This is a genomic window from Streptomyces sp. NPDC030165, from assembly GCF_055573595.1.
Genome location: NZ_JBVIBD010000001.1, coordinates 201,641 through 213,970, shown reverse-complemented (window position 1 = coordinate 213,970; position 12,330 = coordinate 201,641). Strand labels below are relative to the sequence as shown.

10 protein-coding genes are annotated in these 12,330 nt (G+C 71.5%); 8 read left to right on the top strand and 2 right to left on the bottom strand.

Annotated elements, in window-relative coordinates; translation table 11 throughout:
* Positions 1-51: 51 nt before the first annotated feature.
* Positions 52-2,139 (bottom strand): NPCBM/NEW2 domain-containing protein, encoded by a 2,088-nt coding sequence (locus ACZ4Z1_RS00935; protein ID WP_468484442.1) that lies wholly within the window; start codon positions 2,137-2,139, stop codon positions 52-54.
* A gap of 271 nt (positions 2,140-2,410) precedes the next feature.
* Between ACZ4Z1_RS00935 and ACZ4Z1_RS00930 the strand changes: the two genes are divergently transcribed.
* From ACZ4Z1_RS00930 to ACZ4Z1_RS00910, 5 genes are all read left to right on the top strand, one after another.
* On the top strand, positions 2,411-3,670 hold the full coding sequence (locus ACZ4Z1_RS00930; RefSeq protein ID WP_468484844.1) for an ABC transporter substrate-binding protein: 1,260 nt from the start codon (positions 2,411-2,413) through the stop codon (positions 3,668-3,670).
* A gap of 46 nt (positions 3,671-3,716) precedes the next feature.
* Positions 3,717-4,631 (top strand): carbohydrate ABC transporter permease, encoded by a 915-nt coding sequence (locus tag ACZ4Z1_RS00925; RefSeq protein ID WP_468484843.1) that lies wholly within the window; start codon positions 3,717-3,719, stop codon positions 4,629-4,631.
* Positions 4,628-5,545, top strand: a complete 918-nt coding sequence (locus ACZ4Z1_RS00920; RefSeq protein ID WP_468484441.1) for a carbohydrate ABC transporter permease — start codon at positions 4,628-4,630, stop codon at positions 5,543-5,545. Before ACZ4Z1_RS00925 ends, ACZ4Z1_RS00920 begins: the two co-directional genes overlap by 4 nt.
* Positions 5,546-5,699: 154 nt before the next feature.
* Complete coding sequence (locus ACZ4Z1_RS00915) at positions 5,700-5,993, top strand: hypothetical protein (protein WP_468484440.1); 294 nt, start codon at positions 5,700-5,702, stop codon at positions 5,991-5,993.
* A gap of 73 nt (positions 5,994-6,066) precedes the next feature.
* On the top strand, positions 6,067-7,089 hold the full coding sequence (locus tag ACZ4Z1_RS00910; RefSeq protein WP_468484439.1) for an NUDIX hydrolase: 1,023 nt from the start codon (positions 6,067-6,069) through the stop codon (positions 7,087-7,089).
* A gap of 129 nt (positions 7,090-7,218) precedes the next feature.
* Here the strand turns inward: ACZ4Z1_RS00910 and ACZ4Z1_RS00905 are convergent, their stop codons facing one another.
* Positions 7,219-8,592, bottom strand: coding sequence for a M20/M25/M40 family metallo-hydrolase (locus tag ACZ4Z1_RS00905; protein WP_468484438.1), 1,374 nt, complete (start codon positions 8,590-8,592; stop codon positions 7,219-7,221).
* A gap of 190 nt (positions 8,593-8,782) precedes the next feature.
* On the opposite strand from ACZ4Z1_RS00905, the gene ACZ4Z1_RS00900 reads away from it, so the two are divergent.
* The 3 genes from ACZ4Z1_RS00900 (at position 8,783) to ACZ4Z1_RS00890 (ending at position 12,261) form a co-directional block, all read left to right on the top strand.
* Complete coding sequence (locus tag ACZ4Z1_RS00900; protein ID WP_468484437.1) at positions 8,783-9,988, top strand: geranylgeranyl reductase family protein; 1,206 nt, start codon at positions 8,783-8,785, stop codon at positions 9,986-9,988.
* 162 nt (positions 9,989-10,150) lie between these two features.
* Entirely contained in the window at positions 10,151-11,599 is a 1,449-nt protein-coding gene (locus ACZ4Z1_RS00895) for a sensor histidine kinase (protein WP_468484436.1), read from the top strand.
* Positions 11,596-12,261: a response regulator gene (locus tag ACZ4Z1_RS00890; protein ID WP_468484435.1), complete on the top strand. Its 666-nt coding sequence runs from the start codon at positions 11,596-11,598 to the stop codon at positions 12,259-12,261. Before ACZ4Z1_RS00895 ends, ACZ4Z1_RS00890 begins: the two co-directional genes overlap by 4 nt.
* Positions 12,262-12,330: the final 69 nt, after the last annotated feature.

The window sequence follows — 12,330 nt, the reverse complement described above, 5'->3', positions numbered from 1 at the left end:
GAGGACCGGGGACCGGCCGTGAGGCCCGCCCCCGGTCCGTGACCGCCCGCGTCAGCAGGTGAACTTCGCGTCGGCCCAGTCGCCGTGGTCGTAGAAGAAGCCGTCGCCGGCGTCCTGCACGACCAGCCGTACGGTGCCCGCCCCGGTGACCGCGGCGCTGATCGCCTTCGCCGGGTCGGTGCCCGTCAGTCTGCCGCTCTCGGCGACCTTCCGCCCGTCCGCCCACACCTCGAAGGTGACGGTCCCCTGGTCGCCGGTCTCGTCGTCCACGCCGACCTGCGCGCTGAACGCCGAGCACTTCCCGCCCGTGTAGTACGTGATCTCGCTGGGCGCGTGGGTCCCCAGCCCCTTGGCGTACGGCACGCCGCCGATGGTGATCGGTGTCCCGTCACCGGGCCGCTGCCCGCCCACGCTCATGTCCTTCTCCACCGGCCCGTAGCCGTTGGTGGCGGAGAGCCAGGTCAGGTCGCTGGCGTACGAGGTGCCGGCGGGCGGCGCCTGGACGGCGGTGACCGCGAACGGCAGCGTCAGGGTCACCCGTTGCCCGCGCGTCGAGCGGTAGTCGGTGGTCAGCGTCAGCTCGTACGGTCCGGGCCTGGTCCCCGCGAGCGGCGATATCTTCCACGCGGTGGCCAGTTCCTTGCCCGGGGGCAGGACCTGGGTGCCGGTGGACGTGACCGGCTCGACGCGCCAGCCCTGCGGGCCTTTGAGGTCGACCTTGACGTCCAGCGCGGGGGTGCGGCCCAGGTTGCGGGTGAGGGTGGCGATCCGGGCCTCCTTGCCGACCTCGATCGGCGCGACGCCGTCCGCCGCGGTGTCGAGGGCCGGCGGGTACTGCGCCCAGTGGCGGTCGGCGGCGACGCGGTACAGCAGCGTGCCGTGCGCCGGTACGGTCCCGGCGATCTCACCCGCGGTGTGGGTGTTCTCGCCCTTCCACAGGTCGCGCAGCCGGTAGCCGCTCGCCTGCGGCAGGCCCGCCTCCTGGGCCGTGGTGGTGATGTGCTGCGGCCGGTCGGTCTCGTTGAACAGGGCCACCGCCCGGTCGCCGTTGGCCAGCGGCTTGCTCAGGACCCAGCGGCCGCCCTCGGACTTCAGCACCTGGGCCTGCTTGCCCAGCGGGTCCTGGTCGAGCCCGACGACCTCGCGGTTGTCGAGGATGTCGAAGGTCGCCTGCGACGCCTTGCGCAGGTCGGTGCCGATCAGCAGCGGCGCGGCCATCATCGACCACAGCGAGAAGTGGCTGCGGTACTCGGTGTCCGTCATCCCACCGTTGCCGACCTCCAGCATGTCCGGGTCGTTCCAGTGGCCGGGACCGGCGTACGGCGCCAGCGGCGCGTTCGCCTTGAAGATCGAGACCATGCTGTCCCACACGTCACTGATGTCACCGGTGGTGCGCCACAGGTGCCCGACGTCCGCCGCCCACTCCCACGGCTTGTTCTCGCCCCACTCGCAAATGCTGTAGACGATGGGGCGGCCCGTCGCCTTCAGGGCGTCGCGCATGGTGATGTAGCGCTTCTTGGCGTCCACCCCCTGGTTGTTGCAGTTGTCGTATTTCAGGTAGTCCACTCCCCAGTCGGCGAACTGCTGGGCGTCGGAGTACTCGTGGCCCAGCGCGCCGGGCATCGCCTGGGCACACGTCGTGGTGCCGGCGCTGGTGTAGATGCCGAACTTCAGGCCCTTGGAGTGGACGTAGTCGGCCAGGGCCTTGATGCCGTTGGGGAAGCGGGTGGTGTCCGGGACGAGTTTGCCGTTGGCGTCGCGCTCCTTCTGGGCCCAGCAGTCGTCGAGGTTCACGTACTCGTAACCGGCGGCCTTGAGGCCCTTCTCGACGAAGATGTCGGCGATTCCCTTGATCATCGCCTCGTTGAAATCGGCTCCGCAGTGGGTGGAGTTCCAGTTGTTGAAGCCCATGGGAGGTGTCTTGGCCAGGCCGTCGGGCAGCCGCGGGGCGGCGGACGCGGCTGTTCCGGCGGAGGCGGCCGCGGTGGCCCGGGTGTCCGGCGGGGCGTCGGCGGCGTCGGCCGTACGGGCCGCGGCGGGCAGGGCCGTGACCCCTGCCGAGCACAGGAGCGCCGCGGACAGCGCCGAGAGGACTCTTCGCCGGGCGCGCCGGGTGGTGAGGGGGGTGTGCGGGCGCATGATTCGCGTCCTCCGTTCTCGGAGAGTGCAGGGAGTCATGTACCAGTCAATTGCGAGTGTTTACGGTAAGGCTTGTTGGACTGTGTTGGAAGGCAAAAGGCGGCGGCCCGGGAACGGCCCGCCAAAAGCCTTGACTGAGGCCCCCGTTGGGAGTGAGATCCCAGCACTCGCGTTCGGTTCTGTTCGGTTCCACCGTCGAGGAGGGGGAGAAGACATGGTCCAGACATGGGGGGACGGTCCGGACGGGCGTACGCGCCGGGCGGTACGCGGGGTGCCCCGGCGGTCCGTGGTACGGGGCATGGCGGCCGGTGCGGGGGCGGTCGCGCTGCCGTCACTGCTCACCGCCTGCGGCAACGGTCCCGGCGACGGCGTCACCCTGGGCTCCAACGCCTCCGACGCGGTGCCGAAACGCGCGTACGCCGACGCCATCGCGGCGTACGAGAAGAAGTCGAAGAAGACGGTGAAGGTCAACACCGTCAACCACGAGAACTTCCAGGAGAACATCAACCGTTACCTCCAGGGCACGCCCGATGACGTCTTCACGTGGTTCGCCGGATACCGGATGCAGTACTTCGCACGAAAAGGCCTGCTCGCCGACATCAGTGATCTCTGGAGGAAGTTCGACGGGTTCTCCGACGCGGTGAAGAAGCAGTCCACGGGCGAGGACGGCAAGCAGTACTTCGTGCCGTACTACTACTACCCGTGGGCGGTCTTCCACCGGAAGAGCGTTTTCCGGACGCGGGGTTACGAGATCCCCGAGAACTTCGATCAATACCGCGCTCTCGCCCGGCAGATGCAGAAGGACGGCCTCACCCCCTTCGCCTTCGGCGACAAGGAGGGTTGGCCCGCCATGGGCACCTTCGACTACCTCGACATGCGGGCCAACGGTTACGACTTCCACATCGCCCTGATGCGCGGCGAGAAATCCTGGACCGGCCCGCAGGTACGGCAGGTCTTCGACCTGTGGCGGAGCCTGCTGCCGTACCACCAGAAAGGCGCGAACGGCCGGACGTGGCAGGAGGCGGCGCAGTCCCTCCAGCGCAAGGAGGCCGGGATGACCGTGCTCGGACTGCCGCACCCCGGGCAGCAGTTCACCGCCGAGAACCGCGCGGACCTGGACTTCTTCCCCTTCCCCGAGATCGACCCGGCCTACGGCAAGGAAGCGGTCGAGGCGCCGGTGGACGGGTTCCTGATGGCGAAGAAGGCCCGGCACCGGGAAGCCGCCCGCGACCTGCTCACCTTCCTCGCCACACCACAGGCCGAGCAGATCTACTTGAAGCGCGACCCGAACAACGTCGCGGTCAACAGCGCGGCCGGAACCCAGACGTACGACGCCCTGCAGAAGAAAGCCGTCCGGCTGGTGGCCGGCGCCCGGCAGATTTCGCAGTTCATGGACCGCGACACCCGCCCCGATTTCGCCTCGACGGTACTGATCCAGGCGATCCAGCAGTTCATCGGCGACCCCGGCGACATCGACGGCCTGGTGAACGGCATCGAACGGCAGAAGAAACAGATATTCGCCGCGGACTGACGCCGTGACCACCGCCGACCGTACGACCGACCGAGGGCCGGGAACCATGCCGAAGACCGCGGCGCGCCGCGCCGGACGCCGGGGCCCGCGCCGCCACACCCGCCGTGACCTCGCCGTTCTGTGCGTCCTGCTGGGCCTGCCGGTCCTGCTCGACCTCGTCCTGGTGTGGGGACCGACCCTGGCCTCCATCGGCCTGTCCTTCACCGACTGGGACGGCGTCGGTGACATCGAATGGGCCGGCCTCGGCAATTACCAGCACCTTTTCGCGGGCTATCCGCAATTCTGGCCGGCGGTCCGCAACAACCTCCTGTGGCTGGCCGCCCTCGGCCTGCTCGCCACGCCGTTCGGCCTGCTGCTCGCCGTGCTCATCGACCGCGGCGTGCGGTTCAGCCGCTTCTACCAGTCCACCCTGTACATGCCGGTGGTGCTCTCGCTCGCCGTCGTCGGTTTCATCGCCCAGTTGATCCTCTCGCGGGACCAGGGCGCCCTGAACGCGCTGCTGGGCAACGAGCGGGACCCGGTCGACTGGCTCGGCGACCCGGACCTCAACATCTGGATGATCCTGCTGGCCGCCTGCTGGCGGCACACCGGGTACGTGATGATCCTCTACCTCGCGGGGCTGAAATCCGTGGACCCGGAGCTCAAGGAGGCCGCGGCCATCGACGGGGCCACCGAGCGGCAGGCGTTCTTCCGGGTCGTGCTGCCCGCCCTGCGTCCGGTGAACGTCATCGTCGGCGTCATCACCGTTATCGAGGCCCTGCGCGCCTTCGACATCGTCTATGCCGTCAACAAGGGCCGCAACGGACTGGAACTGCTGTCCGTCCTGGTGACCGACAACATCATCGGCGAGGCGAGCCGGATCGGCTTCGGGTCGGCCATCGCCGTCGTCCTGCTGCTGGTCTCCCTCGGGTTCATCATCACCTATCTCGTCCAGGAGCTGAGGGGGGAACAGCGCCGATGACCCTGCCCGCCGTACGGACCGCGCGCCCGGTGCGCCCCGCCGGGCCGGCGGGCGGTCCACCCCGCCGCCGTGGCCGCTGGGGCGTGCACGGCTTCCTGCTCGCCGTCTCGCTCGCCTTCCTCGCGCCGCTGCTGCTGGCCGTCTACGCGTCGCTGCGCCCGTACGAGGAGACCGCCAGGGACGGATACGTCTCCCTGCCGAGCCGGCTCTCATTCGACTATTACCGGCAGGCGTTCACCGATTCCGGCATGGGCCGGTACTTCCTGAACACGCTTCTGATCGCGGTGCCGGGCGTCCTGATCACCCTCTTCCTCGCGTCCTTCACCGCCTTCGCCGTGGCCCGGCTGCGGCTGCGCGGCTCGCTGCTCCTGCTGATGTTCTTCACGGCCGGCAACCTGCTGCCGCAACAGGTCATCGTCACGCCGCTCTACGTGCTCTTCACCAAAGTGCCGCTGCCGTACTGGCTGTCCGACTCACTGACGCTCTACGACTCGCTGTGGGCCGTGCTCGCCGTGCAGATCGCCTTCCAGCTCGGCTTCTGCGTCTTCGTACTGGCGAATTTCATGCGGACCCTGCCGCGGGAAATCCTGGAGGCCGCGGTCGTGGACGGCGCCGGGGTGTGGACGCGCTACCGGCACGTGACCCTGCCGCTGTGCCGGCCCGCTCTCGCCGCTCTGGGCACCCTGCAATTCACCTGGATGTACAACGACTTCCTGTGGGGCCTGGTCTTCCTCTCCGACGGCGACAAACTCCCGGTCACCTCGGCCCTGAACAACCTGCGCGGTCAGTTCTTCACCGACTACAACCTGCTCGCGGCGGGTTCGGTCCTCGTCGCCCTGCCCACGATCGTCGTCTTCCTGCTCCTGCAACGGCACTTCATCGCGGGCCTGACCCTGGGCGCGAACAAGGGCTGACGGGCCGGGCGTGCCGGTGTACGTCCGGCCGCGGGAAATCCGGTGCGCGGCCTCTTGCCGGGTACGGCGGGGGAGGCGACGCTCCGGTCGAGGCGTGCCTTTCGGATCAGCCGAAAGGCACGCCCCGCATCCCGAGCGGGAAAGGGAAAGCGTCATGACGAATGCTCAGATGTGGGCGCTGATCATCGGGTTCGCGTCGCCGGTGCTCATCTCCGTCGTCAACCAGCCGCATTGGTCGCACGCCGCGAGGACCCTGGTGCAGGTGGTGGTATCGGTGCTGGTGGGCCTGGGGAGTGCGCTCTTCGCCGGGGACTTCGCCGGAAAGGACGTGGTCACCAGCATCCTCGTCGCCGCGGTGGCCGCGATCAGCGCGTACAAGGGCGTCTTCAAACCTTCCGGTATCGCGCCGAAGGTGGAAAAGGCCACGTCCCCGGCAGCGCGCGGATAGCCCCGTCCCCGCAAAAGTTTCCGTGGCAGGGTGTTACGGGCAACTCACAGGGGTCTAGGGACAAGGGGGCAATGTGATCGTCTGGCTGAACGGCGCGTCCGGTGCGGGAAAGTCCACCGCGGCCCGGCACCTGCTGGACCTGCTTCCCGGGAGCACGCTCTACGACCCCGAACTGGTCGGCGGCGAGCTGCGGCAGCTGCTGCCCGCCGCGCGGCTGGCGCAGGTCGGTGACTACCAGGACCTGGCGTCCTGGCGCCGGCTCGTCGTGGACACGGCCGCCGCCCTGCTCAACGAGGTGCCGGGACCGCTCATCACACCCATGCCGCTGCTGCGCCAGGAGTACCGCGACGAGATATTCGGCGGCCTCGCCTCGCGCCGGGTGCCCGTACGCCACGTTCTGCTGCACGCGGAGGAAACGATCCTCCGCGAGCGCCTGGACCGGCGTACAAACCGGGTGGACGGTCCGGCGGCACGGGTACGGCGGCTGGCCCACCTGGAGTCGTACGAGGACGCGCTCGGCTGGCTCAAGCAGGACGCGCACGTCATCGACACGGCGCGGCTGACGCCCCGGGAGACCGCCGAGCGGGTCGCCGAAGCGGTCCGCACCGGCGCCGGGGCCTGCGACATCGTGCAGACACCCGAACCCACGGCGGAGACCCTGGCGGCCGGGGTGCTGCTCTTCGACGACGCCGACCGGGTGCTCCTGGTGGATCCGACGTACAAGCCGGGCTGGGAGTTCCCCGGCGGCGTCGTGGAGCCGGGCGAGCCGCCGTCCCGCGCGGGGCTGCGCGAGGTCACCGAGGAACTGGGCATCCGGCTGCACAGCGCGCCACGCCTGCTGGTGCTGGACTGGGAACCGCCCAAACCGCCCGGCTTCGGCGGGCTGCGGATGCTCTTCGACGGCGGACGGCTGGCCGGCGAGCAGATCCGCGACCTGCTGCTGCCCGGGCCCGAACTGCGGGACTGGCGGTTCGCCACCGAGGAGGAGGCGGCGGACATGCTGCCCCCGGTGCGCTGGAACCGGCTGCGCTGGGCCTTGCGCGCACGCGAGCAGGGACGCCCGCTGAATCTTGAGGCTGGCGTCCCTGTGGGATGAGCGGACGCTGGCGGCGGTCCGGAGCGTTGGTTCGGAGGCGGCGGTCCGGGAGCGATGGTCCGGGGTGCCGGGAGAGCCCCGGACCGGCCGGCACCGGGTGCCGTACGGGTGGCCCGGCTGCCGGGCGGCTCAGCTGCCGGCGGCCTCGTACTGCCGCGCGTACCGCTGGAGGAACAGCGCCTCGGCCAGTGAGAGGCGCTCCAGCTCCTCCGGCGAGACGCTCTCGTTGACCGCGTGGATCTGCGCCTCGGGCTCGCTGAGACCGATGAGCAGAATCTCGGCCTGCGGGTAGAGCGCGGCCAGCGTGTTGCACAGCGGGATCGAACCGCCCATACCGGACGTCTGCATCTCGGTCCCGTCGTACGCCTCGCGCATCGCCTCCGCCATCGACGCGTACGCCGGGCTGCCGGTGTCCGCGCGGAACGGCTGGCCCTGCCCGACCTGCTCGACGGTGACCCGCGCGCCCCACGGGGCGGCCTTCTCCAGGTGCGCGGTGAGCAGCTCCGACGCCTTCCCGGCGTCCGTGCCCGGCGGGACCCGCAGGCTCACCAACGCCCGCGCGCCCGCCTGCACGGACGGCGTGGCGCCGACCACCGGCGGGCAGTCGATGCCGAGGACCGTGACGGCCGGGCGGGCCCAGATGCGGTCGGCGACCGTGCCGCCGCCGGTCAGCCCGACGCCGTCCAGCACCTTGGCGTCCTTGCGGAACTCCTCCTCCGGGTACTGCAGGCCGTCCCAGCGCGCGTCCGTCTCCAGGCCGTCGACGACCGTCGAGCCGTCCTCCGCGCGCAGCGAGTCCAGGATGCGGATCAGCGCCGCCAGCGCGTCCGGCGCCGCCCCGCCGAACTGGCCGGAGTGCAGATTGCCCTCCAGGGTGTCCACCTGGACGCGGACCAGCGTCATGCCGCGCAGCGTCGCCGTCACCGTCGGCAGGCCGACGCGGAAGTTGCCCGTGTCGCCGATGACGATGGTGTCGGCGGCCAGCAGCTCGGGGTGGGCCTCGGCGTACTGCTCCAGGCCACCGGTGCCCTGCTCCTCGGAGCCTTCCGCGATCACCTTGACGTTGACCGGGACGCCGCCGTGCTCCTTCAGCGCCCGCAGCGCCGTCAGGTGCATGATCAGGCCGCCCTTGCAGTCGGCGGCGCCGCGCCCGTACCAGCGGCCGTCCCGCTCGGTCAGCTCGAACGGCGGCGATATCCAGGCGGACTCGTCCAGCGGCGGCTGCACGTCGTAGTGCGCGTACAGCAGCACGGTCGGCGCGCCGGCCGGCCCCGGCAGGAAGCCGTACACGGACTGGGTGCCGTCCGGGGTGTCCAGCAGCGCCACGTCCGTGAAGCCCTCGGACCGCAGCGCGCCCGCCACCCACTCGGCGGCGGCCTCGCACTCGCTGCGGGGGTACTGCGCCGGGTCGGCGACCGACTTGAAGGCCACCAGCTCGGCCAGCTCGGTCCTGGCCCGGGACTGCAGCGAGGCGACGGTGTGCGCGAGCGGGCTGTCAGGCATGGAACGCTCCTTGTGGGCGCGGCGTTGTACACGTGGGTCACGTGCCGGTCCGTCCGGTTCTACCGCACCGGACCAACCGTACGTACGGGCGATTCTGGGGCCGATCTTCCCACAGGAAGGGCGGCCGACGGCGCGCCGTAGGATGCGGGCGGTACGCGCAGCAAGGCATCGAACGGGAGCAGAAGCACAGGTGAGCAGCGACAGCGCAGCCGAGGAGAACCAGCAGGTGTGGGACGTCGTGGTGGTGGGCGCGGGGCCCGCCGGAGCCTCGGCCGCCTACGCCGCGGCGTGTACGGGACGCCGGGTGCTGCTCCTGGAGAAAGCCGAACTGCCCCGCTACAAGACGTGCGGCGGCGGCATCATCGGGCCCTCCCGCGACGCGCTGCCGCCCGGCTTCGACCTGCCGCTGCGCGACCGGGTCCACGCGGTGACGTTCTCGCTCAACGGGAAGCTCACCCGCACCCGCCGCTCCAAGAACATGCTGTTCGGGCTCATCAACCGCCCCGAGTTCGACGCCCAGCTGGTCAAGACGGCCCAGGAGGCCGGCGCCGAGCTGCGCACCGGCGTCACGGTCTCCCGGGTCGAGCAGCACGGCTCCGCGGTGCCGGACCGGCGGACCGTCGCCGTGGTGCTGGGCGACGGCGAGGTGGTGCTGGCCCGCGCGGTGGTCGGCGCGGACGGCAGCGCCAGCCGGATAGGCGCCCACGTCGGCGTGAAGATGGACCAGGTCGACCTGGGCCTGGAGGCCGAGATCCCGGTGCCGCCGACGGTCGCCGAGGACTGGGCCGGACGGGTGCTCGTGGACTGGGGCCCGATCCCGGGCAGCTACGGCTGGGTCTTCCCCAAGGGCGACACCCTCACCGTCGGTGTGATCTCGGCCCGCGGCGAGGGCGCCGCGACCAAGCGCTACCTGGACGACTTCATCGGCCGCCTCGGCCTCGCGGGCTTCGAGCCGAGCATCTCCTCCGGCCACCTGACCCGCTGCCGCGCCGACGACTCGCCGCTCTCCCGCGGCCGCGTCCTGGTCTGCGGCGACGCCGCCGGACTGCTGGAGCCGTGGACCCGCGAGGGCATCTCCTTCGCGTTGCGCTCGGGTCGGCTCGCGGGGGAGTGGGCGGCCCGCGTCTCGGAGGCGCACGACGCGGTGGACGCCCGCCGCCAGGCCCTGAACTACGCCTTCGCGATCAAGGCCGGGCTGGGTGTCGAGATGGGCGTCGGCCGCCGCATGCTCACCCTCTTCTCCCGCCGCCCCGGTCTGATCCACGCCGCCCTGACCGGCTTCCGCCCGGCCTGGCACGCCTTCGCGAAGATCGTCCGCGGCACGACCACCCTGGCCGAGATCGTCCGTACGCACCCGGTGGCGCGGCGGGCGCTGGGGGCGTTGGACCGGGACTAGGGGGCGCCGGGGGCGGGCGTGTCGGGTGCGTATCTGGGGACGCGTCGGGGCGCGTCCGGGGACGTGCCGGTGTGCGCGTCCGGCGGCTACTCCCCGGGGAGTACGTCTGATCACCACGCCGGGCTGACGCCGCCGTACGGGATGCCGGTCTAGCGTGGCGGCATGGACAACGGACGGCCGCGGTGGACGCGGCTCTGCCATGGGCCGCGCCCGGACGGCCGGCGTCCGGACAGTGCGGACGGTGCGGACAGTCTGCGTTCGCACGCCCCGCGTCCGGACAGTCCGAGTTCGCACCGCCCGCGCCTGGGCGGTTTGCGTCCGTACGGTCCCCGCCTGGACGCGTGGCGGGGCGAGGGCGACGGGGACTCCGCGGGCCGGCCCGGCGGGCGGCTGCCCTGGGTCTCGACGGTCTGGTTCACCGTGTTCGTGTTCGTCGGCTCCCGGTTCGCCGCGAAGGGGCAGCCCGGCCGTGCCGACCTCGACCCGCTCGCGTACCTGCTGATGATCGCGGGCGCGGCCCTGCTGCTCCTGCGCCACCGCTACCCGCGCACCGTCGCCCTCGGCACCGCGCTCACGTCCGCCGTCTACCTCGCCGCCGGTTACCCGTACGGCCCGGTCCTGCTCGTCTGCGCCTTCGGCTGCTTCGCGGCCATCGTCGCCGGGCACCGTACGACCGCCTGGAGCGGCGTCGGCCTGATCTGGGCGAGCCACCTGCTGGTCGGTCACTGGCTCTATCGCTGGCTGCCGCCGCCCGATGACGGGCCCGCGCCCTGGGGCGAGCAGCTGTTCGTCACCGTCCTCGTGGTCGCGGTGGTCGCGGTCTCCGAGCTGGCACGCGTACGCCGCGAGCAGTTCGCGCGGGTACGTGCCGAGCGGCTGGCCGCCGAGCGGCGTCGGGCCGACGAGGAACGGCTGCGGATCGCCCGGGAACTGCACGACGTGCTCGCGCACAGCATCTCCGTGATCAACGTCCAGGCGGGTGTCGGCCTCGCCCTCCTGGATGACGACCCCGAGCAGGCCCGCACCGCTCTGACCACCATCAAGGCCGCCAGCAAGGAGGCGCTGGGCGAGGTCCGGCAGGTCCTGGACACGCTGCGGGCACCGGGCGACGCCCCGCGCGCCCCGGCCCCCGGTCTGGACCGGCTGCCCGAACTGTGCGCGCAGGCCAAGGACGCCGGCCTGGCGGTCGAGGTCTCCGTACGCGGCACGCGCACCGGCCTCGCCCCGGGCGCCGACCTCGCCGCCTTCCGGATCGTCCAGGAGGCGCTGACCAATGTCGTACGGCACTCCGGTTCCCGTACCGCCCGGGTCCGGCTCGGCCACCTCCCCGACGCGTTGGAGATCACCGTGGACGACGACGGCCCGGCCACCGCCGCCGGGCGCGCCGGTGACGTCACCGGGGGCGGCAACGGTCTGGCCGGCATGCGGGAACGCGCCGCCGCACTCGGCGGCGCCGTCGAGGCGGGACCCCGCCGGGACGGCGGCTTCCGGGTGCGCGCCCGCATCCCGCTGCACGCCGCGACACCCGCCGAACCGCCGGAGCCGCGTCGGCCCGGCGCCGGGCACGCTCCGGATACGGTGATTCCCCAGGCCACCGAGGAGGAGTCGTGATCCGGGTACTGCTCGCCGACGACCAGCTGCTGGTCCGCGCCGGCTTCCGGGCCCTGCTGGACGCCCAGCCCGACATCGAGGTCGTCGCAGAGGCGGCGGACGGCGAGGAAGCGCTGGTCGCCATTCGTGACCTGCGCCCCGACACCGTCCTGATGGACATCCGGATGCCGGTGCTGGACGGGCTCGCCGCGACCCGTCAGATCACCGAGGACCCCCGCCTGTCCACCGTGAAGGTCGTCATGCTCACCACCTTCGAACTGGACGAGTACGTCTTCGAGGCGATCCGCTGCGGCGCCTCCGGCTTCCTGGTCAAGGACACCGAGCCGGAAGAACTCGTGCGTGCCGTACGCGCCGTGGTCGAGGGTGACGCGCTGCTCTCCCCGGGTGTCACCCGCCGGCTGATCGCCGAGTTCGCCGCCCGCTCCAAGGAACCGGCCGCGGACGGCACCCTGGCCGCGCTCACCGAGCGGGAGCGGGAGGTGATGGCGCTCGTCGGCATCGGGCTGTCGAACGAGGAGATCGCCCGCCGCCTGGTCGTCAGCCCGCTCACCGCCAAGACCCACGTCAGCCGCACGATGGTCAAGCTGGGCGCGCGTGACCGGGCCCAACTGGTGGTACTGGCGTACGAGTCGGGGCTCGTGCGCCCCGGGTGGCTCGGGTAGCCGCCCGCGGACAGGGCTCCCGGCCGGTCGGCCCCGAACCGTGTCCGGAGCGTCGGCCGGTCGGTCCGG